The 25,322-nt window shown below is 72.7% G+C and carries 20 protein-coding genes; 15 read left to right on the forward strand and 5 right to left on the reverse strand.

The features are described 5' to 3' along the window. Positions 1-136 precede the first annotated feature (136 nt). The 3 genes from AB0O28_RS13745 to AB0O28_RS13755 are packed head-to-tail and all read left to right on the forward strand — an operon-like array spanning position 137 to position 3,578. Positions 137-2,248, forward strand: a complete 2,112-nt coding sequence (locus tag AB0O28_RS13745; protein ID WP_363639765.1) for a hypothetical protein — start codon at positions 137-139, stop codon at positions 2,246-2,248. A 33-nt stretch (positions 2,249-2,281) separates the two neighbouring features. Next, entirely contained in the window at positions 2,282-3,175 is an 894-nt protein-coding gene (locus tag AB0O28_RS13750; RefSeq protein WP_363639767.1) for a permease-like cell division protein FtsX, read from the forward strand. A gap of 37 nt (positions 3,176-3,212) precedes the next feature. Further along, the gene (locus tag AB0O28_RS13755) at positions 3,213-3,578 is read left to right on the forward strand and encodes a permease-like cell division protein FtsX (protein WP_363639769.1); all 366 of its coding nucleotides are present in this window, start codon (positions 3,213-3,215) and stop codon (positions 3,576-3,578) included. A 68-nt stretch (positions 3,579-3,646) separates the two neighbouring features. Here the strand turns inward: AB0O28_RS13755 and AB0O28_RS13760 are convergent, their stop codons facing one another. After that, the gene (locus AB0O28_RS13760; RefSeq protein ID WP_363639771.1) at positions 3,647-3,922 is read right to left on the reverse strand and encodes a hypothetical protein; all 276 of its coding nucleotides are present in this window, start codon (positions 3,920-3,922) and stop codon (positions 3,647-3,649) included. Between the two features lie 374 nt (positions 3,923-4,296). Here AB0O28_RS13760 and AB0O28_RS13765 point away from each other — a divergent pair, with 374 nt between their 5' ends. The 5 genes from AB0O28_RS13765 (at position 4,297) to AB0O28_RS13785 (ending at position 9,517) form a co-directional block, all read left to right on the forward strand. Continuing rightward, a complete protein-coding gene (locus AB0O28_RS13765; protein ID WP_363639773.1) occupies positions 4,297-5,229 on the forward strand; it encodes a glycosyltransferase family 2 protein in 933 nt (310 codons plus the stop codon). Continuing rightward, complete coding sequence (locus tag AB0O28_RS13770) at positions 5,226-6,296, forward strand: glycosyltransferase family 4 protein (protein WP_363639775.1); 1,071 nt, start codon at positions 5,226-5,228, stop codon at positions 6,294-6,296. The genes AB0O28_RS13765 and AB0O28_RS13770 overlap by 4 nt, the downstream gene beginning before the upstream one ends. Positions 6,297-6,346: 50 nt before the next feature. After that, positions 6,347-7,237 carry a class I SAM-dependent methyltransferase gene (locus AB0O28_RS13775; RefSeq protein ID WP_363639777.1) on the forward strand — a complete coding sequence of 297 codons (891 nt, stop codon included), beginning with the start codon at positions 6,347-6,349 and terminating at the stop codon, positions 7,235-7,237. Further along, positions 7,234-8,160, forward strand: a complete 927-nt coding sequence (locus tag AB0O28_RS13780; protein WP_363639779.1) for a lysylphosphatidylglycerol synthase transmembrane domain-containing protein — start codon at positions 7,234-7,236, stop codon at positions 8,158-8,160. The genes AB0O28_RS13775 and AB0O28_RS13780 overlap by 4 nt, the downstream gene beginning before the upstream one ends. 229 nt (positions 8,161-8,389) lie before the next feature. Continuing rightward, the gene (locus AB0O28_RS13785) at positions 8,390-9,517 is read left to right on the forward strand and encodes a glycosyltransferase family 1 protein (RefSeq protein ID WP_363639781.1); all 1,128 of its coding nucleotides are present in this window, start codon (positions 8,390-8,392) and stop codon (positions 9,515-9,517) included. Between the two features lie 71 nt (positions 9,518-9,588). Here AB0O28_RS13785 and AB0O28_RS13790 read toward each other — a convergent pair whose 3' ends face one another. Next, on the reverse strand, positions 9,589-10,395 hold the full coding sequence (locus tag AB0O28_RS13790; protein WP_363639783.1) for an SAM-dependent methyltransferase: 807 nt from the start codon (positions 10,393-10,395) through the stop codon (positions 9,589-9,591). A gap of 243 nt (positions 10,396-10,638) precedes the next feature. Here AB0O28_RS13790 and AB0O28_RS13795 point away from each other — a divergent pair, with 243 nt between their 5' ends. Then, positions 10,639-11,742, forward strand: coding sequence for an NDP-sugar synthase (locus tag AB0O28_RS13795; protein ID WP_363639785.1), 1,104 nt, complete (start codon positions 10,639-10,641; stop codon positions 11,740-11,742). A gap of 20 nt (positions 11,743-11,762) precedes the next feature. Then, positions 11,763-12,746 carry a DNA-3-methyladenine glycosylase 2 family protein gene (locus AB0O28_RS13800; protein WP_363639787.1) on the forward strand — a complete coding sequence of 328 codons (984 nt, stop codon included), beginning with the start codon at positions 11,763-11,765 and terminating at the stop codon, positions 12,744-12,746. On the opposite strand, the gene AB0O28_RS13805 is transcribed toward AB0O28_RS13800, so the two are convergent. Further along, entirely contained in the window at positions 12,731-13,084 is a 354-nt protein-coding gene (locus AB0O28_RS13805) for a hypothetical protein (RefSeq protein ID WP_363639789.1), read from the reverse strand. The genes AB0O28_RS13800 and AB0O28_RS13805 overlap by 16 nt on opposite strands. A 212-nt stretch (positions 13,085-13,296) precedes the next feature. On the opposite strand from AB0O28_RS13805, the gene AB0O28_RS13810 reads away from it, so the two are divergent. Next, positions 13,297-15,906, forward strand: coding sequence for a bifunctional FO biosynthesis protein CofGH (locus AB0O28_RS13810; RefSeq protein WP_363639791.1), 2,610 nt, complete (start codon positions 13,297-13,299; stop codon positions 15,904-15,906). On the opposite strand, the gene AB0O28_RS13815 is transcribed toward AB0O28_RS13810, so the two are convergent. Together AB0O28_RS13815 and cofD are read right to left on the reverse strand one after the other, a co-directional pair. Continuing rightward, positions 15,896-17,179, reverse strand: coding sequence for a coenzyme F420-0:L-glutamate ligase (locus AB0O28_RS13815; RefSeq protein WP_363639793.1), 1,284 nt, complete (start codon positions 17,177-17,179; stop codon positions 15,896-15,898). The genes AB0O28_RS13810 and AB0O28_RS13815 overlap by 11 nt on opposite strands. A 35-nt stretch (positions 17,180-17,214) precedes the next feature. Continuing rightward, the gene (gene cofD, locus AB0O28_RS13820; RefSeq protein WP_363639795.1) at positions 17,215-18,150 is read right to left on the reverse strand and encodes a 2-phospho-L-lactate transferase; all 936 of its coding nucleotides are present in this window, start codon (positions 18,148-18,150) and stop codon (positions 17,215-17,217) included. A gap of 172 nt (positions 18,151-18,322) precedes the next feature. On the opposite strand from cofD, the gene AB0O28_RS13825 reads away from it, so the two are divergent. The 4 genes from AB0O28_RS13825 (at position 18,323) to AB0O28_RS13840 (ending at position 25,321) form a co-directional block, all read left to right on the forward strand. Beyond that, a complete protein-coding gene (locus AB0O28_RS13825; protein ID WP_363639797.1) occupies positions 18,323-20,395 on the forward strand; it encodes a hypothetical protein in 2,073 nt (690 codons plus the stop codon). 191 nt (positions 20,396-20,586) lie between these two features. Then, positions 20,587-20,844 (forward strand): WhiB family transcriptional regulator, encoded by a 258-nt coding sequence (locus tag AB0O28_RS13830; RefSeq protein ID WP_079313297.1) that lies wholly within the window; start codon positions 20,587-20,589, stop codon positions 20,842-20,844. Between the two features lie 155 nt (positions 20,845-20,999). After that, positions 21,000-23,867, forward strand: coding sequence for a glycosyltransferase family 2 protein (locus AB0O28_RS13835; protein WP_363639800.1), 2,868 nt, complete (start codon positions 21,000-21,002; stop codon positions 23,865-23,867). Continuing rightward, on the forward strand, positions 23,864-25,321 hold the full coding sequence (locus AB0O28_RS13840) for a DUF5719 family protein (RefSeq protein WP_363639802.1): 1,458 nt from the start codon (positions 23,864-23,866) through the stop codon (positions 25,319-25,321). The genes AB0O28_RS13835 and AB0O28_RS13840 overlap by 4 nt, the downstream gene beginning before the upstream one ends. The last annotated feature ends 1 nt before the right edge of the window (position 25,322 follow it).

Genomic DNA, 25,322 nt, shown 5'->3' on the forward strand with positions numbered 1-25,322 from the left:
GAGCCCCGCCCCTGCCTGTGGACAACCCGCGCCTGTGGACGACTCATGCCTGTGGACGAGGGCGACGCGCGCGGCGGCCGGGTCGCCCGGTGAAGGCCGGGCTACGGGACGGACCGCTAGTCTCGGGTGCATTCCAGTGCACAGATCCGGCCACTCACGGCTGCCACGGGAGCAGGAGGCGGCGGGCAGGACGCTCGCGGCCGTCTCCGTCGTGCCCGCGCTCGCGCTGAACGGGTGGCTGCTCGCGGGGCTTCCGCTGCTGCTGCTCGGATGGTTCCGGCCGTTGCCCATGGCGCTGCTCGGCGGCGCCGCCGCCCTCCTGCTGTGCGCGTACGGCCTGCGCGGCCTGCCCGGGAGCGCCGCACGGCACCGGTGGGCGACGGCGGCCACACTCGCCGTGGCGCTCGGGTCGGGGGTGTTCAACGGACTCCTGCACGGCGAGCAACTGATCATCCGGCGTGATCCGTCGACCTACGCGCAGTACGCCGTGTGGCTCGCCCGGCACGGGTCGCTGCCGGTCCCCGTGGGGGACTTCGGCGGCCCCGACCCCTCACTGCGCTTCGACAGCATGGGGTTCTACGCGGTCGACGGCGGGATCGCCCCGCAGTTCATGGCCGGGCCGCCGATGATCCACGCGATCGGCCACTGGCTGGGCGGCGTCCCCGGCCTGCTGCTCGTGCCGCCCGTGCTGGGCGCGCTCGCGGTGCTCACCGTCGCCGGGACCGCCGCGCGGCTCGTGGGCGCGCGCTGGGCGCCTCTTGCCGCCCTCGTGTTCGCGGTCAGCCTGCCGATCCTCTACACGTCGCGGACGACGTTCAGCGAGATCCCTTCGCTGATCCTGCTGTTCGGCGGGATGAATCTGCTGCTCGACGCGCGGGCCCGGCTCCGGGCCGCGCTCGGAGCGGCACCACCCGCCGCGGGCTTCGCCTCCGCCGCGCTCGCGGGGCTGTCGTTCGGGCTGGCGCTGCTGGTGCGCATCGACGGACTGCGCGACGTGCTCCCCGTGCTCGCCTTCGCGGGGGTGCTCATCGCGCTCCGGCGGACACCCCGCGCGAGGTCCTTCCCCGAGGGGCGGCTGGGCGTGCCCCTGCTGGCCGGCCTGGTCGTGGGCGGTCTGTGGGGGTTCACCGGCGGCTACGTCCTCGCCCGGCCCTACCTGGAGTATCTGTCGGGCTCGCTCATGCCCCTGCTCGCGATCTGCGCCGTCGTCGTGGTGCTCACGGTCGCCGGCACGGCTCTCGCGCCCTGGATCGCCGCCCGCGCGCGCCGGCTTCCTACGGGAGCCCGGTGGCTGCCGGACGCCGCCGCGGCCCTGGTCGTGCTGGTCCTGGCGGGCTTCGCCGTACGACCCTGGGTGCAGACCGTGCGCCGTGTCGCGGTCACGCCCGAGGACCGGCTCACGGCCGACTTCATCGAGAAGACCCAGGTCGCGAACGGCCTGCCCGGCGACGGGTCGCGGCTGTACTACGAGCACTCCCTGAATTGGCTCTTCTGGTACGCCGGGATCCCCGCCGTCGTGCTGGCGACCGTGGCGGCGGCCGTGCTCGCGCGCCGTTTGATCAGGGGTGGGGAGTTCGGCTGGCTGCTGCCGCTGGCCGTGATCGGGTGGACGACGGTGACGACGCTCTGGCGTCCGGCGATCACCCCCGACCACCCCTTCGCGTCCCGCAGGCTGGTGCCGATCGTCATCCCCGGGCTGGTGCTGCTCGCCGTCTGGGGCCTGCGGTGGCTCTCGCGGCGGCTCGCGCGCACGGGCTGGTTCACCGCCCGTCCGGGACGCTCGCGGGCCGCCGTCGCGGTGGGGGCGCTGCTGCTGGCGGTCCCGCCCGCGATCACCTCGATCGGCACCGCGTTCTCGCCGGTCAACCGGGGGGAGGCCGCAGCGGTGGCGGGTCTGTGCCGCGCGATCCCGGCGAACGCCTCCGTGCTCGTCGCCGAGCGCGTCACGGGCGACCGGCTGACGCAGGTCGTGCGTGGCCAGTGCGGGGTGCCGACGGCCCGGGTGGTCCACGTTCCCGGCCGCGACGTGCCGCGTCCGGCCGACGTGCTGCGCCTGGTCGAGGGCGTCCGGCGCACCGGCCGCGTGCCCGTGCTGCTCGCCGCCGAGCCCGAGCAGCTCATGGCGTACGGCCCGGCGACCCGGGTGATGAGCCTGCGCACCCGGCAGGACGAGCGCTCCCTGGTGGACCCGCCCAACGGCACCTGGTCGCTCGCCATCGACGTCTGGATGACCGTACCCACCGATTAGATCCAGGGCGCGGCTAGATCTAGGGTGCGGCGTGTGGATTCCCCTGCGATGGAGGAATTGTCCTCCGGTGACGAGCGGCCGGAGCCGGCATTCCGGATGTACGCCCTCCGGAAGCCGCTCGTCATCGCCGGGCTGGTGGTCGTGCTCCTCGCCGGCCTCATCGCGCTCGGGATCGCCGGGTGGCGGTTCTACGAGCGGTCCGGCTGGCCGCTGCCCCCGCCGGACGGTTCCCGGCCGCAGAGCGGGTCCTTCTCGGCCTACCTCTGCGACCGGAACAGCACCGAGGTCTGGCCGAACTGCCACCACCGCACGGCCACGACCGAGGACAGGCGGGCGATCGAGGCCGCGCTCCACGCGCTTCCGCAGATCCGGGACTTCCACTTCGAGTCGAAGGAACAGGCCTTCGAGAGCTTCCGCGAAGGCCTGTCCGACGACCCGTCGGGCCTCAAGGTCGCGAGCGTGACCGGAGTCGACGACATGCCGGAGTCCTATACCGGCCATCTCGGTCCCGGGGACTGGGACGCGCTCCGGCGTCGCCTGGAGGCGCTGCCCGGCGTCTCGAACGTCTACATCTTCGGTGACAGCCTCTGGTGGGGGATGGCCGACATCGGGATCAAGCTCTGCCCTGAGGAAAGCGACCTCTACGAACCGTGCCGGGGGCGTACGAAGACCTCCGAACGCGAGAAGGCGGCCGTGCTCGACAGCATCAAGGGCCTCGACGGAGTGGAGGCCGTCTACTTCGAGGACGCCGCCCACGCGCTCGAGGACAGTCGGCGGATCCTCTGGAACGGGCTCGGAAGCGGCGTCGGGCCGCGAGCCCTGCCCGAGGCGTTCTACGTGAAATTCGACAGGCCGCCCGCAGGGGCCGATATGGAGAAGCTCTTCGGCCGGATGCCCGGCGTCGCCCAGGTGGTGTCGGTGCGGTGACCCTTCCCGAGGCGCCGCAGGGCGGGTCCTCGGCGAGGTGCAGCGGCTGCCCGGGGTCTTCCATGTCGAGTCCTACCGGGACGACCCCTGGTGGGGCAGGGCCGACGTGGCGGTCCGGCTGTACCGGAAGGACTGCGAGGGCGGCCCGGCCGACCGGCGGGCCGTGCTCGACCGCGTCCGGGCGCTGCCCGGCGTCGACGAGATCTACTTCGAGGACGCCGGGCACGCCCTGGCCGTCATGCGTCACGTGCACTGGGTGGACCGGCCGGAGTTCTACCACGTAGAGCTGATGCCGGAGGCCTTCCACGTCAGGTTCGCCGGCTCTTGGGACCTCGCCCGGGTGCGGCGGGCGCTCGCCGGTGTGCCGGGTGTCGTGAAGGTGGTGCGGCATGCGCCCCCGTGAGGACTCACCGAGTCTCCCGGTCGCGGTATGACGGCGGCGCACCGTTCGGGAATCCGCGGATCGGAAGGTCAGGGCTTCGAGGCCTCTCGCGCGCGGGCGCGGAACACCCGCTCGGTCGGATCTGGCGCTCCGTCGTCCCGAAGGCGATCGCTGAGAAGGAAACCGTCCAGTTCGAACTCGCCGGCGTGTTCGCTCTCGCTCAGGAAGAAGGTCCCCCCGACGAGGTCGGGGTCCCATCCATGCGTCAAGGCGTGATCGACGATCTTCCGCACATCCTTCGGAGTCGGATAGGCGGAGTCGGTCGCACACCCCCAGGGCAGGACCGCCGTGGACAACAGATCCACGTGGAGCACGCGGCCGTTCTTCCCGGCACCGGCACCCCATACGCGAAGGCGGACGCATCTGTGGCAGTCACGCTCGCCTGTCACGTAGTCGATCCGGGCCGTCCACACGAACTCTCGCCCGTCCGCGTACAGCCTCCGCAACCTCGCCCGCGCCATGCGCACCCCGCCCCGTCGTTTCCATCGGCTGTCGCCGCGCAGATGACCACAAGGAGTATTCGCGGCCCTCGGAGCGACTGGCAATACGATTTCCGGACGGGCGGGCAGGCAGGCGGACCCGAAGTCAGCCCGCGCACCCGTGACGGCGGGGCAGGTGGCTGTGCGGGCGTCCGCGAAGTGAGACCGCGATTTGGCGGGGCAGAGTACCCTAGCCGGACGTGACCACGCCCGAGACCTCTGGAAGCGCCGTGACTCCCGCAGAAACCCCGTACGTCACGATAGTCCTGCCGTGTTACAACGAGCAGGACCACGTCATCGACGAGGTCGAGCGCATCTGCGCGGCCATGGACGCGAGCGGATACACCTACGAACTGCTGGCCGTGGACGACTGCTCCACCGACCAGACGCTCGCGCGGCTGCAGGAGGCCGCGCCGCGCTTCCCGCACATGCGGATCAGGGCGTTCCACCGCAACGGCGGCTCGGGCACCGTACGGCGCATCGGCAGCCAGGAGGCCCGCGGCGAGATCGTCGTGTGGACCGACGCCGACATGAGCTACCCGAACGAGCGCATCCCCGAGCTGGTCCAGATCCTGGAGAAGGACCAGACGATCGACCAGGTCGTGGGCGCGCGCACCACCGAGGAGGGCTCGCACAAGGTCCTGCGGGTGCCGGCGAAGTGGTTCATCCGCAAGGTGGCCGAGCGGCTGGCCGGGCAGAAGATCCCCGACCTCAACTCGGGCCTGCGGGCCTTCCGCAAGTCGGTCGCCAAGCCGTACCTGCGGCTGCTGCCCCCCGGCTTCTCCTGCGTCACGACGATCACGCTGGCGTTCATGTCGAACCAGCACGACGTCTACTACCTGCCGATCGAGTATGCGAAGCGGGCCGGGAAGTCGAAGTTCAACTTCGTCTCCGACGCCTACCGCTACATCCTGCAGGTGCTGCGGATGGTCATGTACTTCAACCCGCTCAAGGTGCTCATGCCGCCCGCGCTCTGGCTGGTCGGCATCGGTTTCGTCAAGGGCCTGTACGACGTGATCCGCTACGGCTTCTACCTCACGAGCAACGCCATCGTGATCTTCATATCCGGCATGCTGATCGGTGCGGTGGCCCTGCTGGCCGACCTGATCGTGCGATCTCGGGGTGATGTGTGAGGATCGCGATCGTCGGCCCGACGTATCCGTACAAGGGCGGCGGGGCGCAGCACACCACCGAGCTGGCCCGCCGGCTGCGGGCGCGGGGCCACGACGTGGTCATCGAGTCGTGGCGGGCGCAGTACCCGTCGTTCCTGTATCCCGGGCAGCAGACGATCGACAGCCCCGAGGGCGAGCCGTACGCGAACACGCGCCGCGACCTCGACTGGCGGCGGCCGGACGGCTGGGTGGCCTGCGGGCGGCGGTCGCGCGGGGCCGACCTCGTCGTCCTCGCCGTGCTCAGCCCGGTGCAGGTGCCCGCCTACCTCGGCATCCTGTACGGCCTGCGCCGCCGGGCCCGCGTGGTGGCGCTGTGTCACAACGTGCTGCCGCACGAGACCAAGCCGTACGACAGGCCGCTGATGAAGGCGCTGCTGCGCAGGGTGGACGGCGTGCTCGCCCACTCGGAGCAGCAGGCGGACCTCGCCCGCGCGCTCACCGCCGCGCCGGTGCGGGTGGCCGCCCTCGCGCCGCACCTGCCCGCGCGCGGCGCGCGCGGGACGGCGGGCCGCGAGCCGCGGGACAGGCTGCTGTTCTTCGGCATCGTCCGGCCCTACAAGGGGCTCGACCTGTTGCTCGAGGCGCTCGCGCAGGTGCCCGGCGTACGGCTCACGGTCGCGGGCGAGTTCTGGGGCGGCCTGGAGGACACCCGCGCCCTGATCGCCCGGCTGGGCCTCGCCGAGCGGGTCGAGATCCGGCCGGGATACGTGGCGGCCGAGGACGTGCCGGGGCTGTTCGCCGCGGCCGACGCGCTGGTGCTGCCCTACCGGTCGGCGACCGCCAGCCAGAACGTGTGGCTCGGTCACGAGCACGGAGTGCCGGTGATCGCCACCCGGGTCGGGGCGCTGCCCGACAACGTACGCGACGGCGTGGACGGCCTGCTGGTGGAGCCGGGCTCGGCCGGCGCGCTGGCGGAGGCGATCAAGCGGTTCTACGAGCCGGGGACCCCCGAGCGGTTGCGGGCGGGCGTCGCGCCCGTCGACCCCGACCCGCACTGGGCCGCCTACCTCGACACCCTCCTCGCCTGATCGAACCCCCGTGATCACGAGACGTGGGCGGGGCGGGCACGGGTACTGTTGTGCAGCGTGACGACGAGAGCGAGCGGGAGACGAGGGTGAGCGGGGAACGCGCGGCCCAGCTGGAATACTCCGAGCTCCAGGCCGCGATGCTCGACGAGGACAAGCGCCGGCGCAAGGCCGCGAAGATCATCGCTGTGCTCGCGCACTTCCTGGGCAGGGACGCGGCCAAGCCGGGCGAGGTGCTGTCGGGGCTGACCGTCGGCGACGTGGGGTGCTCGGCCGGGTTCATCGCCGACGAGCTCGCCGCCGCGGGCGCGCGGCACACGCTCGGGCTCGACATCGACGTCCCCGGCCTGCGCAGGGCGTCCGACCGCTTCGGCGGACGGGTGGGCTTCGTCTGCGCCGACGGCTCCCGCCTGCCGTTCCCGGACGGCTCGATCGACGTGCTGGTCTTCAACCACATCTACGAGCACGTGGTGGACCCCGACGCCGTGATCGCCGACATGCACCGGGTGCTGTCCGACGACGGCGTGCTCTACCTGGGCCTGGGCAACCGGCTCGGCGTCATGGAGCCGCACTACAAGCTGCCTTTCCTGTCCTATCTGCCGCCCGCCGCGGCCGACCGGTACGTGCGGGCGTTCGGCCGCGCCGACCATTACTACGAGCGCTTCCGCACCCGTCCGGGGCTGCGGCGGATGCTGGCGGACTTCCACGTGTGGGACTACACGTTCCCGGTGCTGGCCGCGCCCGAGCGGTTCGCCGGGGGCGAGCTGTTCCCCGGCGCGGCCGGCCGCGCCGCCAAGGCCACGCTGGAGCGGACCCCGCGCCCGGCCCTGCGGGCGCTGCTGCCGGTCGTCCCCACCTACCTGTGGGTGGCGACCAAGACGCCCCGCCGTCCCCTCGGCGCGCCGCTCCCGCAGCCGCCCGAGCCGGTCCGTACGTCCCGATGAGCCGCCGCAAACTCCTGCGCGCGCTGTTCCTGCTCGTGGCGCTGGGATTCGGCGTCTGGGCGGTGGCGGGCAAGTGGACCGACGTGGCGGACGGGTTCGCCCGGCTGTCGTGGGCGGAGCTCGCCGGCTCGCTGGTGGCGGTGCTCGGCGCGCTGCTGTCGGGGATGCTCATGTGGCGGGCGCTGCTGACCGACCTGGGTTCCCCGCTGGCGTTCACCGACGCGTCCAAGATCTTCTTCGTGGGTCAGCTCGGCAAGTACATCCCCGGGTCGGTGTGGCCGATGCTCGCGCAGATGGAGATGGGCCGCGACCACGGCATCCCCCGGCCGCGCAGCGCGGCCGCCTTCTTCCTGACGTATCCGATCTACCTCGGCACCGGCCTGCTGGTGGCCGTCGTGACGCTGCCGGTGCTCGCCGGGCAGTCGGTCGCCCGATATGCCTGGCTGCTGCTGCTCGTGCCCGTGGTCGTCGCCGCCCTGCATCCGAAGGTGGTCAACGGCGTCATCGCGTTCGGGCTGCGCAAGCTGCGCCGCCCGCCGCTCGAACGACCGCTCACCCGGCGCGGCGTGCTCGTCGCGTGCGGCTGGGCCCTGGCGGGCTGGGCGGCCTACGGCGTGCACCTGGCGCTGATCGTGCACGGCCTCGGGGCGAGCGGGCCCTCGGCCGTGATCCTCAGCTTCGGCGCGTTCGCGCTCGCCTGGTGCCTGGGGTTCGTGGTCGTGATCGCCCCGGCCGGCGTGGGCGTGCGGGAGGTCGCGATGGTGGCCGCGCTCGCCCCGGTGCTCGACGGGCCCAAGGCCACCGCCGCGGTGCTGTGCTCCCGGCTCATCGTGTCCGTCGGCGACCTCGTGTGCGCCGGCGCCGCCGGGCTGGCCTCCCGGCGCTCGGTCCGTACGCGGAAGGAACCCGTAGTCCCGGCCTGAACCCGTGGAATCGGCGCGGGTGGCGCATCCGGGGACGACCCTCATGTGATATCGCTCACGTTTCGGGGGACGCCGGAAATAGAGTGACAGGGAGGGATGCGGGGGAAGGCGTCAGTTCATGGCGTGGGCCCCTGGCCCCTGCCGGAAACACCGCCGGAACCAGCGGGACCGCGCGGGCGGGGAGTGATCCTCCCGGCTCGGCGCGGGCCCAGTGAGGGGAGCGATTCACTTGACACCCCGGGTGCTCGTCGACGCCGCCGCGGTCCCCGCCGATCGCGGCGCCCTGATCAGGTATGTCGATGGACTGGTCGCGGCCCTGCACGAGGCGGGCGCGGACATCGCGGTGGTCTGCCAGCGCGCGGACGCCGAGCGGTACGCGGCGCTGGCCCCCTCGGCGCGGATCCTCTCCGGACCGCCCGCGATCACCAACCGCAACAAGCGGCTGGCCTGGGAGCAGACCGGCCTGCCGGTCCTGGCCCGGCACGCCGGCGCCCAGGTGATCCACGCCCCCTACTATTCGATCCCGCTGGGCTCGGGCCTGCCCACGGTGGCCACCGTCCACGACGTGACCTCGTTCACCGACCCCGACCAGCACGACCCCGTCAGGGCCTCGTTCTTCCGGTCGGCCACCCGCACCGCCGTACGCCACGCGAACCGGGTGATCGTGCCCTCGAAGGCCACCATGGACGAGCTCGTCCGGGTGCTGGCCGCCGATCCCACCCGGATCGACGTCGCCTATCACGGGGTGGACCCCACGTTGTTCCACCCGCCCACGCCCGAGGACGTGCGCCGGGTGGCCGGGCGCATGGGCCTGCACGGGCGGCCGTACGTCGCCTATCTCGGGGCGCTGGAGCCGCGCAAGAACGTGCCGAACCTGGTGACCGGGTTCGGGCGCGCGGTCGCCGACCTGTCCGTGCCGCCCGCGTTGGTGCTGGCGGGCGGCCCGGCGTGGGACGAGGAGGTCGACGCCGCCGTCGCCGCGCTGCCGCCCCGGGTGAAGGTCGTGCGCCCCGGTTTCCTGCCCTTCGCCGACCTGCCGGGCTTCCTCGGCGGGGCGCTCGTGGTCGCCTCCCCGTCGCGATGTGAGGGGTTCGGGCTGCCGGTGCTGGAGGCGATGGCCTGCGGGGCGCCCGTGCTGACCACCCACCGCGCCTCCCTGCCCGAGGTGGGCGGCGACGCGGTGGCCTACACCGAGCCCGACGCCGACAGCATCGCGCGGGCGCTGCGCGCCCTGCTGCAGTCGCCGGAGCGGCGCGAGTCGCTGGCACAGGCGGGGGTCACCCGGTCACGCGAGTTCACCTGGCGGCACTCGGCCGAGGCCCACCTCCTCGCCTATCAGCGCGCCGTCGAAGGCTAGGGCCAGGATTCGTCGGGCACGAACTGAGGAGGCGTACGCCATTCCTGCCGGTGGTGTGCTTCGCGGGCGGCCTACGCTTTGCGGCCCACGCCGCCGTACTGGTACACCTCGCGGTGACGGAAGCTCGTGGTGGCTTCGGGCCGCCACTTCGGCAGTGACACCAAACCCGGCGGCAGAAACTCCAGCCCGTCGAAGAACTCCTCCAGTTCCTTCGGCGTGCGCAGAGTGAGGGGGCTGGCGTTGCTGGCGTTCCATCTGGCGGCGGCCTCGTCCATCGAGGGGCTGCGGACGCTGTGCGCGATCGCGAGGTAGCTGCCCGGGGGCAGCGCCCCCAGCAACGTGCTCACCGCCCTGTGCGCCTGAACGGCGTCGGGTACGAACTCCAGCACGCCCATGAGCATCAACGCGATCGGGCGGGAGAAATCCAGCGTCCGCGCGGCCTCCCGCAGGATGGGCGCGGGTTCGCGCAGGTCGGCGTCGAGGTAGGCGGTGGCCCCCTCGGGCGTGCTGCGCAGCAGCGCGTGAGCGTGAACCAGCACGATGGGGTCGTTGTCCACATAGACGATGCGTGCCCTGGGGTTGACGCGTTGCGCCACCTCATGGGTGTTGTCCGCCGTGGGGATGCCGGTGCCCACGTCCAGGAACTGGTCGATCCCGGCCTCGCCGGCCAGATGGCGCACGACGCGGCCGATGAACTCCCGTTCGGCCCGCGCGTTGACCGGCAGGTCCGGCATGACCTTCACGATCTCGTCCCCTACCGCGCGGTCGGGGGCGAAGTTGTCCTTGCCGCCCAGCCAGTAGTCCCAAACGCGGGCCGAATGCGGAACGGAGGTGTTGATACGCGCCGATCTCTGCTCAATCGAAGCGTCCTCACTCATCGGATCCTCCTAAGGCACACCACGAGACACTGTCTGACACGCGGTCCCCAATCTAAACGATCAACGCACCGCGCAATGGCAAACCGCCGTAAAAGGGCTATTTCTCTCCAGTCCCTGAAATGGTCCCGCATATCGCCGGTTCGAAGTTCGTGAACGGAGGTTGCGCGCCCGTCGGGAAACGTCCGCGCAACGGTCGGCGGCGGCGAGCCATGCGGAGGGCGCGGCTAGGCTACCCTCGCGGCTGTGAGGGAGAGTTCTGTGCGGTCGCCGGATGGTCTCGAGGCGATCCTTCTCGTGGGCGGCCAGGGCACACGTCTGCGACCGCTGACGCTCAGCACGCCCAAGCCGCTGCTTCCGACGGCGGGGGTGCCCTTCCTCGCGCACCAGCTGGCCAAGGCACGGGCGTACGGGGTGCGCCGGGTGGTCTTCGCGACGTCCTATCGGGCGTCGATGTTCAGTGAGGCGTTCGGCGACGGGTCGGGCTTCGGCCTGGAGATCGTCTACATGACCGAGGAGACCCCCCTCGGGACCGGTGGCGCGATTCGCAACGCCGCGCGGGCCCTGACCTGCCCGCCCGGGGCGCCGGTGCTCGTGCTGAACGGCGACATCCTGTCGGGTCACGACATCGCCGCCCAGGTGGAGTTGCACGTCGCGCGGGGCGCCGCGGTGACCCTGCACCTCACCGAGGTGGACGACCCGTCGAGGTTCGGCTGCGTGCCGACCGACGGCGACGGCAGGGTCAGCGCCTTCCTGGAGAAGACGCCCAATCCCGTGACCAACCGGATCAACGCCGGGTGCTACGTGTTCCAGCGTTCGGTCATCGACACGATCCCCGAGGGCCAGGTGGTCTCGGTGGAGCGTGAGACCTTCCCCGGGCTGATCGCGGCCGGTGAGCTGGTGCTCGGCTTCGCCGACAGCTCGTACTGGCTGGACGTGGGCACGCCGGCGGCGTTCGTGCGGGGCTCGGCCGACCTGGTGCTGGGCAGGCTCGGCTCGCCCGCGCTGCCCGGCCCTGCGGGCGAGCGCCTCCTGCTGGACGGGGCGGTCGTGTCGCCCGAGGCCAAGGTCACCGGCGGCACCGTCGTCTGCGCCAGGGCCACGGTCGAGGCCGGCGCGAGCGTGCGCGGCAGCGTGCTGTACGAGGACTGCCACGTCGCGTCCGGCGCGACCATCGTGGACTCGGTCGTCGGCGTCGGCGCCCGCGTCGCCTCCGGCGCCGTGCTGCGCGAGGTCGTCGTCGGCGACGGCGCGCTGATCGGCCCGGGCAACGAGCTCATCTCCGGTATGCGCGTCTGGCCCGGGGTAAATCTGCCCGAGTGCGCGGTCCGCTTCTCAAGCGACGTCTGAAACGGCCAGTGACGTCTGACATGGTCCGTGCGGCTTCCACCGAACGGCGAAGCGAGCGGCGGTGGCGGCCGTCCGGGCCGCTCGACGTCGTGCTGACGCTGTCCCCACATCGGCGCGGAGGAGGCGACCCGGCCTGGAGGCGTACGCCTGACGGGGCGATCTGGCGCACCTCGCGCACCCCCGAAGGGCCCGGCACGCTGCGCGTGACGGTGAGCGGCGACGAGGTCCTCGGGCAGGCGTGGGGGCCGGGAGCCGGCTGGCTGCTGGAGACGCTCCCGTCGCTGCTGGGCGCCGACGACGACGTGGCCGGCTTCGCCGCGATGCTCGCGCGGCTCGCCGGCTCGGGCGACGACCGGCACGCCGGCGTCGCCGCGTTCGTCGCGGGCCTGGCCGGGAGGGCCGCCGGGCTGCGGATCGGGCGCTCCCTGCGGGTGTTCGAGGCGCTCGCGCCCGCCGTGCTCGAACAGAAGGTGGTCGGCAGGGAGGCGTGGCGGGCCTGGCGGTTCCTGCTGCGCCGGTACGGCGAGCCGGCCCCCGGCCCGGCCCCCGAGGGCATGTACGTGGTCCCGCCGCCGGAGGTGTGGCGGGCGATCCCGTCGTGGGACTGGCATCGGGCGGGCGCGGAGGCCGTACGGGCCAGGACGATCGTCAACGCGGCCCGGCACGCCGAGAAGCTGGAGCGCACCGCCACCACCATCACGGAGGCGTCGGCGGAGGCGGATCGCCTGCTGCGGGCGCTGCCGGGGATCGGCGTGTGGACCTCCGCCGAGGTGCGCCAGCGGGCCCACGGCGACCCGGACGCCCCGAGCGTGGGCGACTTCCACCTGCCGGGCATCGTCGGCTACGCGCTGACCGGGCGGAAGACCGACGACGACGGCATGCTCGAACTGCTCGAGCCGTTCCGGGGGCACCGCCACCGCGTGGTCAGGCTGATCGAGCTCAGCGGCCTCAGGCCGCCGGCACGCGGCCCGCGCATGGCGGCGCGCGACTACCGGGCCTTCTGACCGCGTCCGCCGTGCCGGGGGTGACCGGCCTCGTGCGGACGCAGCTTCTGGTTGATCTCGCAGTCCGCGACCCCCTTCTTGCAGTTGCCGCTGAGGGTGTCGGTGAAGAAGCTGACGCTCGCCTCCTGCTGGAGGCCGGTGACCGCGACACCGTTGTTGCCCGCTGCGGCGTTCACGTTGCGCCTGCCCGTGGACACCTGGTGGACGGCGCTGGTGATCGTGGGGGCGTTGGCCGTGTTGCGGCCGTCCGTGACCTGCTTGGCGTGACCCTTGCCCGATCCGCCGCCGTGCCCCGCGTGCGGCGCCGCGAGCACGCCGGCCGCCGCCGGCGCCGGCACTCCGATGAGGACCGCCGCGATTCCCGAGGCTAGACAAAACGCACTATTTGCCCTAATAGCGGCCATAAATTCCTCGCCCATTCGTCGATCTCGCTCACCGCTCATACCCTCCGGCCGCAAAGGCCCCGATGGGCGTACGCCATGACTTCTTCCGTTCGGACCGCCGGGGGCTGGGTACGGCGGACGGACCCACGCCCCGTAGGGTGCGGCGTATGACGGCGAAGCGACCCCCGAACGTCAGCTCCGACAGCGGCACCCGCCGGGCACTCGCGCGGGCAAGGGACGGCAAGGCCCTCGACCTCGCCGAGGCGGCGATCCTGCTGCGCGCCCGCGGCGACGACCTCGACGCCCTGCTCGCGCACGCATCGCGGGTCAGAGACGCGGGCCTGGAGGCCGCCGGACGGCCAGGCGTCGTCACCTACAGCCGCAAGGTGTTCATCCCGCTGACCCGGTTGTGCCGGGACAGGTGCGGCTACTGCACGTTCGCCACCGCCCCGCACAAGCTGCCGAGCGCCTTCCTGTCCCCGGACGAGGTGCTGGAGATCGCCCGCCAGGGCGCGGCGATGGGCTGCAAGGAGGCGCTTTTCACGCTCGGCGACCGGCCTGAGGACCGGTGGCACCAGGCGCGCGAGTGGCTGGACGCCCACGGGTACGACGACACGTTGTCGTACGTCCGGGCGATGGCGATCCGGGTGCTGGAGGAGACAGGACTGCTGCCGCACCTCAATCCCGGCGTGCTGACCTGGAAGGACCTGCAGCGGCTCAAGCCGGTCGCGCCTTCGATGGGCATGATGCTGGAGACCACCTCACGGCGGCTGTTCACCGAGAAGGGCGAGGCCCACTACGGCTCTCCCGACAAGGACCCCGACGTACGGCTGCGCGTGCTGGAGGACGCCGGCCGCTCCAGCGTGCCGTTCACGACGGGCCTGCTGATCGGCATCGGCGAGACGATCGAGGAGCGGGCCGAGTCGATCTTCGCGATTCGCCGGGTGGCCAGGGAGTACGGCGGCGTCCAGGAGGTCATCGTCCAGAACTTCCGCGCCAAGCCCGACACGGCCATGCGCGGCATGCCCGACGCCGACCTGCACGAGCTGGCCGCGACGATCGCGGTGACACGGCTGGTGCTCGGGCCGAAGGTCCGCGTGCAGGCGCCGCCCAACTTGATCGGCGAGGAGTACGCGCTGATGCTGCGGGCGGGCATCGACGACTGGGGCGGGGTCTCCCCGCTCACGCCCGACCACGTCAACCCGGAGCGGCCGTGGCCGCAGATCGACGACCTCGCCGCGCGGACCGCCGCCGCCGGGTTCACGCTGCGCGAGCGCCTCACGATCTATCCCGAGTACGTCCTCGCGGGGGAGCCGTGGCTCGACCCCCGGCTGCGCGAGCACGTGGCGGCGCTGGCCGACCCCGCCACCGGGCTCGCCCGGGAGGACGCGGTTCTCCTCGGCCGTCCCTGGCAGGAGCCCGACGGCGGCCTCGGCGGCCTCGTCACCGGCGGACGGGCCGATCTGCACACGGCCGTCGACGCCGAGGGCCGTACGAGCGACCGCCGCGCCGACTTCGACAGCGTGTACGGCGACTGGGACGCCCTGCGCGAGCGCCTGCCGGGCGCCCGGAGCCGCACGGTCGGGGCTGACGTGCGGGAGGCGCTGCGGCAGGCCGAGAAGGACCCCGCGCGGCTGACCGACGAGCAGGCGCTGACACTGCTCGACCTCGCCGGGGACCAGTCGGGGGCGGGCGCCGACGACGCCGGCCTCGACGAGCTGTGCCGGATCGCCGACGGGCTGCGCCGCGAGGCGGTGGGCGACGACGTCACCTACGTCGTCAACCGCAACATCAACTTCACCAACGTCTGCTACACCGGCTGCCGGTTCTGCGCGTTCGCCCAGCGGCGCACCGACGCCGACGCCTACACCCTGTCGCTGAGCGAGGTGGCCGACCGGGCGCAGGAGGCGTGGGAGGCCGGGGCGACCGAGGTGTGCATGCAGGGCGGCATCCACCCCGACCTGCCAGGCACGGCCTACTTCGACATCGCACGGGCCGTCAAGGAGCGCTGCCCCGAGATCCACGTGCACGCGTTCTCGCCGATGGAGGTCGTCAACGGCGCGAGCCGCACGAACCTGTCGGTCGAGGAGTGGCTGCACGCGGCGCGGGAGGCGGGCGTCGACTCGCTGCCCGGAACGGCCGCCGAGATCCTCGACGACGACGTCCGGTGGGTGCTCACCAAGGGCAAGCTCCCGGCCAGGGAGTGGATCGAGGTCATCACCACGGCGCACCGGGTCGGCATCCCGACGACCTCGACCATGATGTACGGCCACGTGGACACCCACGAGCACTGGGTGCGCCACATCCGGCTGATCCGGTCGATCCAGGAGGAGACGGGCGGGTTCAGCGAGTTCGTGCTGCTGCCGTTCGTCCACCACAGCGCGCCGATCTACCTGGCGGGGATCTCCCGGCCGGGGCCGACCGCCAGGGAGAACCGCGCGGTCCACGCGCTGGCGCGGATCATGCTGCACGGCGCGATCCGCAACATCCAGTGCTCCTGGGTGAAGCTGCGCGACGACCTCTGCCGTGACGTGCTCGTCGGAGGCGTGAACGACCTCGGCGGCACGCTCATGGAGGAGACGATCAGCCGGATGGCCGGATCCGAGAACGGCTCCTACAAGACGATCACCGAGATCGCGGCCATGGTCGCCCCGACCGGCCGTCCGCTGCGCCAGCGCACCACGTCGTACGGCCGGCCGAGTGAGGAACGGGCCGAGGCCGCCAGGCGCAGCGACGGCGTGTGCCAGTCGGTCGTCCGCCCGGGGGTCACCTCGTGACGTAGAAGTCGGCCGGGTCGCGCGGCGGCCGGTCCTTCGGCGGCGCGGCGGGATGACCGACGGCCACGGCGCCCATGGGGTCCCAGTTGTGCGGCAGGCCGAGCACCTTGCGCACCACGTCGCGGCAGAACATCGTGGACGACACCCACGCCGAGCCCAGGTCCTGCACGGCGAGCTGGACCAGGAAGTTCTGCACGCCGGCGCCGGTGGCCACCACGAACATCTCGCGCTCGGCGGCGTTCCTGCGGTCGTTCCTGTAGGTGTGCGAGCCGTCCATCACCAGGCAGGGCACCGCCAGGTAGGGCGCGTTCCTGAGCACGTCGCCGCGCCGGATCCGCCGGGCGATCGACTCCTCGGAGAAACCGTCGGAGCGCAGGTCCTCGATCCACGCGTCCCGCATGGCGTCGAGCAGTTCCGTACGCGCCGCCGGCGTCTCCAGCAGCACGAACCGCCAGGGGGTGGTGTGGTGCGGGGCGGGCGCGGCGACGGCGGCGGCCACGGCCCGCCGTACGGCCGCGGGGTCGACCTCGCGGCCGGAGAACTCGCGGATCGTGCGGCGCGCGAAGACCACGTCGGCCGAGCCGAGCCGGAACATGTCCTCGTCGGCGGGGCGGACGAGGGCCCGCCCGCCGGGGCCGTCCTCGTCCGTCACCAGGTCGCCCAGCCCGCGGACGACGGCCACCGGCACGCCGGACAGCTTGCCCTTCGCCAGATCGCCCGCCGCCGCGATCTCGTCGGCCAGCGCCGTGACGGTGGCGTTGAGCGGGTTGCCGTAGCCGTCGGCGCCGCCGCGCAGGTCCTCCACCGGCCGTACGCCGGCCGCGCCGATGGCGACGTCTGTCAGGCCGTGCCGCCAGGGCCGGCCGAAGGTGTCGGAGACGATCACCCCGACCCGCACGCCGAGCCGCTCGCGAAGCCCCCGGCGAATCCGCGCCGCCGAGGCGTCCGGGTCCTCGGGGAGCAGCAGCACCGTGCCGGGGGAGGTGTTGGAGGCGTCGACGCCGGCCGCGGCCATCACGAAGCCGTGCCGCGTCTGCGCGATGACCGTGTCGCCGCGCCGCGCGACCACGCGCTCGGTCTCCTCCTCGATCGCGGCCGTACGGCTGCCGTCCCGGCGGATGCGGCCTTCGGCCTTGCTCACGATCTTGGAGGTGACGACCAGGATGTCGCCGTCCTCCAGGTCGGGCGCGGCCCGTGCCACGAGCAGGGCGATGTCGTCGCCGGGCGCGACCTCGGGGATCCCGGCGACGCCGCTTACGGTGATGTGGGCCATTGGTCCTCTTGGTCTACGAGATCACGGGAAGGGGGTCAGCGGAGGGATTCGGCGAGGGCGAGGGCCGCGGCGGCGATGTCCCTCGTCGCCTCGGGGTCGCTCATCAGGAGCGGCCTGGCCTCCACCACGACGCCGTCGAGCGTCACGCCCTTGTCCTCCTCGGCCACGAGCCAGCCGTCGAGCAGCGCGGAGCCGTACAGCTCCAGGACCGCCTGGGCGCTCGTCTCCACGCCGATCGCGGTCAGGCAGGCGTCGGCCATGCCGCGCACCGGCGCGCCGCCGATGATGGGGGAGACGCCGACGACGGTCTTGTCCTCCAGGGCCGCCCGGATGCCCGGGATCTGGAGGATCGTGCCGATGCTGACGACCGGGTTCGACGGCGGCAGGATCACGACGTCGGCCGCCGCGATGGCGTCGAGCACACCCGGCGCGGGACGGGCCTCGTCCGCGCCGACGAGCACGATCTGCTCGGCCGGCACCGAGGCGCGCAGCCGCACCCACCACTCCTGGAAGTGGATGGCCCTCCTGCCGGCCTCGTCGGAGACCACCACGTGGGTCTCGGTGCGGTCGTCCGACATCGGCAGCAGCCGCACCCCGGGCCGCCACCGGTCGCACAGGGCCTCGGTCACCTGCGAGAGCGGATATCCGGCCGCCAGCATCTGGGTGCGGACGATGTGGGTGGCGAAGTCCCGGTCGCCGAGGCCGAACCACTGCGGCTCCATGCCGTACGCCGCGAGCTCCTCCTTCACCGTGAACGTTTCACCGGCCCGTCCCCAGCCCTGCTCCTCGTTGATGCCGCCGCCGAGTGTGTACATGACGGTGTCGAGGTCGGGGCAGACACGAAGGCCGAACAGGGTGATGTCGTCGCCGGTGTTGCCGATAACGGTGATCTCGGAATCGGGGGCCGCGGCCTTGAGACCTCGGAGGAATCGGGCGCCGCCGATTCCTCCGGCGAGGGACACGATGCGCATGCCGTCAGTCTTCCACCGGCCGCCCGAGGCATCGCCGACCCCCCACCCCGAAAACGGGATGAACAGCCAAATGTAGGGTGTGTTCGTCTTGTGAGGTTCTTGGGTCTGCCAACACATAAGTCAGGCATGTGCGAAACTTCCCCGAGTGCCTTTTGGACCGATGGGGGTAGTCGTGCTCAAGGTCGATACCGGCCGGCTCCGCGAGCCGGCCGCATGGACGATGCTCGCGGTGGTGATCACCACCGTCCTCGTGAGCATCGCGCACTTGCTGATCGGCTCCTCGTCGAGCAGCACGTTCGGCCTCCGCGCGGCGGCGAACCTGCACTCCCTCGTGTCCCCGGTCTCGAGCGCGCTCGTGGCCGGCGCCGTGCTGCTCGTCGCCAAGGCCGGCGCGCCCACCCCCCGGGCCCGGCTGGTGGCGCTGGGCGCGGCCGGGTCGCTCGGTCTCGGCGTCGTCTTCGGCGTGATCGCCCTGTTGGGCGTGCTCGTGGGCGACCTGCCCACGTTCCGCGACCGGTTCGAGCTCCTGATCACCGGACTGCCGATGATCGCGCTCGCCGTCCTCGGCGCGCTGTTCGCGCTGAGCACGGCCTCCGCGCTCCAGCCCGCCAGGGAGCCGGCGGGAGACTACTTCGGCAGGCGCGAGGACGCCTACCCGCCCCAGTCCTACGCGCCCGCGCCGCCGCAGGCACCCCAGACGCCGCATGCCCCCCATGCGCCGCAGGTGCCGCAGGGGTACGGCGAGGCGCCGGGAGCGGGCATGCCCGTGCACAACCCCAGCACCGGTCAGCAGGGTCTCGGCCAGCAGGGCCCCGGTCAGCAGGGCCCCGGTCAGCAGGGTCCAGGCCAGCAGGGTCCAGGTCAGCAGCAGTTCGGCCACCCCGCTCCGGGCGACCCGCGCAACGCTCCCCAGGCCGTTCCTCAGCCGGGTCAGTACGACGCCCCTCACCACAGCCAGCCGCAGGGCCAGCCCCAGCCCCAGCCCCAGCCCCAGAGCCAGAGTCAGAGCCAGGGACAGCCCCAGGGCCAGCCGCAGGGGCCCGCGTACGGGCAGAGCGCGCCGGCCCACCCCGCGCCGGCCCACCCCGCGCTGCCGCCCGCCGAGCACCGGTACGCCGAGCACCAGCAGCAGTACGCCCAGGAACAGTACGCCCCAGAGCAGCAGTTCGCCCCGGAGCAGCAGTACGCCGCGCAGGAGCGGAGCCAGGGCGCCTTCGGCCAGGAGCGGCCACAGGACGTCTACAACCCCGCACCAACCGCCCCGCAGCCTCCGCCGTACGGCCAGCCCGCTGCTTCCGTCCCCGCCCCCATCCCCGCCCCCGCCCAGGGGCATGGTCAGGGACAGGCGCAGCAGCCCGCGCCGTCACTGCAGGACGTCCAGACCGGCGCGCACTACTCCGACTACGGTCAGCAGGGCTACCAGCAGGAGCGGCCCCCGACCGGCGCGTACGGCACGCAGCCCGAGGCGGCGCCCCAGCGGGCCGATTACTCCCCGCCGCCGCAGGGCCCGGTGTTCGACCAGTACGGCTACGCGGGCCAGCAGACCGACGGCGGCGGCTACGGCCAGTTTCCGAGCGCTTCCCCCGGCGCGCCGGGCGGCCCCGGTGCCCCCGATTACGGCCAGCCCTCCTACGACCAGGCCAGGCCGTACGAGCAGAACCAGCAGTACGAGCAGAACCAGCAGTATGGGCAGGGGTCGCCGTTCTCCGGGTACTCCGGTCCGGAGTTCGCCCGCCATGCGGCCGACCACACGCCCGGTCACACCCCCGGTCACACCCCCGGTCATACTGCCGGTCATACTGCCGGTCACACGCCCGGCCACGCGGCCGGTGGCCCGGCCTTCGACGCTCCCCCCGCGTACGAGGGCCCGGCCGACCCGAGGGAGCAGCAGCTCGCGCAGGCCTACCAGCAGGCGCAGAGCTACCGGCAGGGCGCCCTGCCCGACCACCCCACCGGCCCTCAGGACCTGCCGGAGTACTACGACAACCCGCTCGGCCACCCCCAGTCCGAGCCCGCGCCGTTCCAGCCCCCGGCAGCCGGTCCCGCAGAACAGACCGTCCGCTTCGACCCCTCCGCCTACCACGGGGACCCGCTCAGCGACCCGCTGCGCAGGGAGGAGCCACTCGACCCGACGGCCATCTACACGCCGGATCGGTCGCAGGCAAAGTATGAGGAAGGTTCCGCCCCCGATCAGGCAGGCCGCGGAACCGACCCCAACCTGCCTTGGTATGGTTCCGAACGCTGATAGGACCGTAGATCGGGGCGTACGAACCGGGGCGAGCAGGTCTTTCCCCGGGTATCGGTATGCCGCTTGACGCCACACGCGCCACGCGCGTGTAATTACAGACATGTTGTTACGCCTTCCCAAGGGTGGGTACAGGGCAGGCGTTTTATGGGGGGCTCCATGTGGGCGGGCGAGCGACAGGGAGGTGTGCAATGACCGATCTGGTCATGGCACAGGCGCTCGATGGTGAAGATCTCGGGTGGCAGGAGCGCGCTTTGTGTGCGCAGACCGACCCTGAAGCGTTCTTTCCTGAGAAGGGCGGTTCCACCAGAGAAGCCAAGAAGGTGTGCCGCTCGTGTGAGGTGCGCGCCGAGTGTCTCGAATACGCGCTGCAGCATGATGAGCGTTTCGGCATCTGGGGCGGCCTGTCCGAGCGGGAGAGGCGCAAGATCAAGCGCCAGGCCGTCTAGGTCGTAGCCCGGCACGGGGCCGTGCGCTTGGCGCGCGGTCCCGTATTCATGTCTGGGGTGCTGCTGACAGTCTGTTTCGCCTGGATGTGATCGGGTGAGTCCGGGTTGCCGTATCGTTGTCGGCGCTCAGCCGTACGACCCCCCTAGGACTCGACGTGCACTCGGTGACCGCGATCGTCGTCGCCCACGACGGCGCCCGCTGGCTCAAGGAGACGCTGGCGGCGGTGCTGCGCCAGACCCGGCCTCTCGACCGTGTCGTGGGCGTCGACAACGGCAGCCGTGACGGCAGCGGGAAGCTGCTGACCGAGGCGTTCGGCGCGGGCAACGTGCTCACCCTGCCTCGGTCCACCGGGTTCGGCGAGGCCGTCCACGAGGTGCTGAGGCGGCTGCCGCCCGCGCCCGGTCAGGAATGGGTCTGGCTGCTCCACGACGACTGCGTGCCCGACGGCGGTGCGTTGCAGGCCCTGCTGTGGGCCGCCGAGCAGGATCCCAAGGCCGCCATCCTCGGCCCCAAGCTGCGCGACTGGCTCGACCGGCGGGTGCTGCTGGAGATGGGCGTGACCGTCAGCAGGTCGGGGCGGCGCGACACCGGCCTGGAGCCGAGGGAGTACGACCAGGGCCAGCACGACGGGATCGCCGACGTCCTGTCGGTCTCCACCGCGGGCATGCTGATCCGCAGGGACGTCTGGGACGAGCTGTCCGGCCTCGACCCCGCGCTGCCGCTGTTCCGCGACGACCTCGACCTGTGCTGGCGGGCCCGTACGGCCGGGCATCGCGTGCTCAACGTGAGCGACGCGGTGGCCTGGCACGCCGAGGCGTCGGCGCGGCGGCGCCGCAGGATCGCCACCAGCGACGAGCATCCGCGCAGGCTCGACCGGCGCAACGGTCTGTTCGTCCTGATGGCGAACCTGCCGTTCGGCGCGCTCGTGCGGTCGGTGCTGCGCAACGTCTTCGGGTCCACGCTGCGGGCCCTGCTGTTCCTGCTGGCCAAGCAGCCGGCCAACGCGCTCGACGAGCTGGCCGCGCTCGGCTCGGTCATCGGTCATCCGATGCGCCTGCGCCGGGCCCGCAAGGCCAGGAAGAAGGGCAGGAAGCAGGGCTGGCCGGCGATCCGGCGCAAGCTCACTCCGCCGGGCGCCGCGCTGCGGCGGCTGGCCGACATGGTGCAGGGTTTCCTCGCCGGAGCCGGTCCGGTGGACTCGGCGGGCCGCCACCACGCGGGCGCGGATCGCGCCCAGGAGGACGACGGCGACGAACTGCTGACCGACTCGGGCGGCGTCCAGCGCGTGCTCAGCAGCCCCGGCGTGGTGCTCTGCCTGATCCTCATCGTGATCACGCTGGCTGCCGAAAGGGCGCTGCTGCCCCAGCTCCTGTCCTCCGGCGGACACCTGGGCGGCGGGGCTCTGGTGCCGGTCACCGGAGGTGCGTCCGACCTGTGGCGGTTCTACGTCGAGGACCATCACGCCGCCGGGCTCGGCTCGCAGACCTGGGCCCCGCCGTACGTCGCCGTGCTGGCCGGGCTGTCGGCGGTCGCGCTGGGCAAGACGTGGCTGGCCGTGGCCGTGGTGCTGCTCGGCTGCGTGCCGCTGGCGGGGATCTCGGCGTACGCGGCGACGAAACGGATGATCTCCTACACGCCGGCGCGCGTCTGGCTGGGCGCGACCTACGCCCTGCTGCCGGTCGCGACGGGCGCGGTGGCGGGCGGGCGCCTCGGCACCGCGATCGTGATCGTGCTGCTGCCCGTCTACGCGGCGCTCGCCACGCGGGTGATCGCCGGATCGCGGCGGGCGGCCTGGGGTTTCGGCCTGCTGCTGACCGTGGGCACGGCCTTCGTGCCGCTCGTGTACGTGCTGGTGGCGATCCTCGGCGGGCTCGCCGCGGTGTCGTTCGGCGGCATCCGCAGGGGCGTCAGGCGGTCGCTCGTGATCGGTCTCGGCACCCCGGTCGTCCTGTTGTTCCCGTGGCTCGCCCAGATCGTCAGGGAGCCGGGACGGATCCTGCTCGAGTCCGGCCTGCATGACGCGCGGCTGATCGACCCCCGCCTCGGCGCCGACTCCCTGCTCATGCTCAGCCCCGGCGGGCCCGGGGTGCCGCCCATGTGGGCGACGGCGGGCCTGATCGCGGTCGCGCTGGCCGCGCTGCTGCTGCGGCGTCACCAGATGGTCGTCGCGATCGGCTGGGGCGTCATGCTCTTCGGGCTGCTGGTGGCGATCGTGGTCAGCCGGATCGACGGCGCGGCCTGGCCGGGGGTGCCGCTGGCGTTCGCGGCGACCGGCCTGTTGGTGGCCGCGGGACACCAGGCGCACCGCATCGCCGAGTTCCGCGCCGCGCGCGGGCTGCGCCGCCTGGGAGCGATGCTGATCGTCGTGGTCGCCTTCGCGACCCCGCTCGCCGCCGCCGGGCTGTGGGTGACCAGGGGCGCCGGCGACCCGCTGCGCGGTGACCTGAGCGACCCGGTGCCGGTGCTCGCCGCGCTCCAGTCGGCGCCCGGCGAGGGCACGCTTCTGCTGCGTCCCAGGGACGGCAGGGTCGGCTACACGCTGCTGCGCGGCCGGGGCCCGTTGATCGGCGAGTCCGACCTCGAACCGCCCCGGGACGCGATTCCCCGTTTCGCGACCGCGGTCTCCGGGCTGGCCTCGGGCCGGGGAAACACCTACGTCCAGACGCTCGCGTCGTACGGGGTCCGCTTCGTGACGGTCCCTGGCCCCGTCGACCCGGCCCTGCAACAGGCGCTCGACTCCCAGCCCGCCCTGGCCCGGCTGAGCCTCTCGGAGACGGGCGGCCTGTGGCGTGTGGCGGGCCAGGTGACGGTGCCCCCGCCGCCGGCGACCGCCGGGGCGCTGCACCGGGGCTGGCTGTGGGCCCAGGGCGCGCTGCTCGTGCTCGTGCTGATCCTGGCCTCGCCCGGAGCCCGCACGAAGGAGCCGGAGGGCGACTACGGCGACGCGCCGGTGGAGGAAGGGCCGCGGGGCCGCCGGCGAGCGAAGGAAGACAAGGGCAGGAAAGATCGGGTGCCCGCGTGAGGAGACTGATCGAGAACCGCTTCGGCCTGCTCGCCCTGGTGCTGGTCGCGCTGGGCGCGCTATACGGCGTCGCCTTCGTCAGCCGTCCCGCGCCGGCCGCGCAGGCGCGTCCTCAGGCCGTCAAGGTGCCGGTCGAGTCGGTGACCGCCGTGTGCCCGGCGCCGTCCGGCAGCCGGGTGAGCGTGGTGACCCCGGCGGACCCCGAGCGTGCCCAGACCCCCGGGAGCGCCACCCTGTCGGCGATCAGGGCCCCGGGGGAGGAGAAGAGCGGCGGCAAGGACGACGTGATCGACAGGCCGGGCCTGCTGTGGCAGCGCGAGATCGCCGCGGGTGGCGGCCCCCTCGTGGTCGACGCGACCGGTTCGATGGCCGCGGGGCTGGAGAGCGCCCAGACCGCCCGGGAGACGTCGGGCACCCAGCGGGGGCTCGCCGGGGTGCGGTGCGTCGAGCCCGGCGCCGAGAGCTGGTTCGTCGGGCCGGGGCCGGCCGCGGCGGAGATGACGCTCTACCTCGCCAACCCCGACTCGGCCCCGGCCAACGTCTCGTTCATGGTCTATTCCGGCGAGGGCCCGGTGCTGAGCGAGCGTGGCAACGGCGTCGTCGTCAAGCCCGGCCAGCATCGAGTGATCAGGCTGCGCGACCTCGCACCCTCCCCCTTGATCATGGCTTTGCAGGTGAGCACCCGGAGCGGCCGGGTGGCCGCCGCGGTGAAGGCCGTGCTGGGCGAGGGCAGGGGCGTCGACTGGCTGCCCGTCGCCGCCGCTCCCGCCACCCGGGTCGTCGTCCCCGGCATCCCCGGCACCGCCGGTCAGCGGGAGCTGTACGTCGCCGCGCCGGGGGAGCAGGACACGGTCGTGCGGATCAAGGCCGTGCTGGAGGACGGCTCCTACGCCCTGAAGAACAAGGAGACGATCGAGGTGCCGGCCGGCTCGGCGGCCTCGCTCGACCTGTCCACGGGCATCGGCGGGCAGCCGGCCGCACTGGTGCTGGAGTCCGACATCCCGATCGTGGCGGGCATGAAGATCACCGGAACGGGGACGAGGCAGGACGTCGCCTTCGCGGCCGGCGCCGCCTCCGTCGACCTCGGCAGCGTCGTCGCCGACGGCCGGGCGGAAGGCAAGCAGACCTCGTGGCTGGTGCTGTCGGCGCCGTTCGGGGCGGCCACCGTGGAGGTGCGGCTGCTGCCCACGAAGGGAGAGGCGCCGGCCCCGGTCGAGGTGAAGGTGCCCGCCGCCCGCACCAAGGAGATCAGGCTGACTCCCCCGAAGGGCACCAAGGGCGGCTTCAGCGTCGTCGTACGGCCGATGCCGGGCTCCGGGCCGGTGTACGGCGGGCGCGTCCTCGACGAGTCGGTCAAGGACGGCCAGATGGTCACCACGCAGCCGCTGGCCATGGCCAGGACCTGGGCGCTGGTGCCCCCGACCGTCGACGCGCCGGGCGTCGTGCTCCCGTGAA

The sequence above is a fragment of the Microbispora sp. NPDC088329 genome, from assembly GCF_040685655.1.
Classification (GTDB): domain Bacteria; phylum Actinomycetota; class Actinomycetes; order Streptosporangiales; family Streptosporangiaceae; genus Microbispora.

Bases quoted from the DNA above. Each gene is read 5' to 3' on its own strand.
- AB0O28_RS13810 (WP_363639791.1), top strand. From the start codon at position 13,297: ATGACGGCGAAGCGACCCCCGAACGTCAGCTCCGACAGCGGCACCCGC.
- AB0O28_RS13800 (WP_363639787.1), top strand. From the start codon at position 11,763: ATGGTCCGTGCGGCTTCCACCGAACGGCGAAGCGAGCGGCGGTGGCGG.
- AB0O28_RS13830 (WP_079313297.1), top strand. From the start codon at position 20,587: ATGACCGATCTGGTCATGGCACAGGCGCTCGATGGTGAAGATCTCGGG.
- cofD (WP_363639795.1), bottom strand. From the start codon at position 18,150: ATGCGCATCGTGTCCCTCGCCGGAGGAATCGGCGGCGCCCGATTCCTC.
- AB0O28_RS13815 (WP_363639793.1), bottom strand. From the start codon at position 17,179: ATGGCCCACATCACCGTAAGCGGCGTCGCCGGGATCCCCGAGGTCGCG.
- AB0O28_RS13790 (WP_363639783.1), bottom strand. From the start codon at position 10,395: ATGAGTGAGGACGCTTCGATTGAGCAGAGATCGGCGCGTATCAACACC.
- AB0O28_RS13780 (WP_363639779.1), top strand. From the start codon at position 7,234: ATGAGCCGCCGCAAACTCCTGCGCGCGCTGTTCCTGCTCGTGGCGCTG.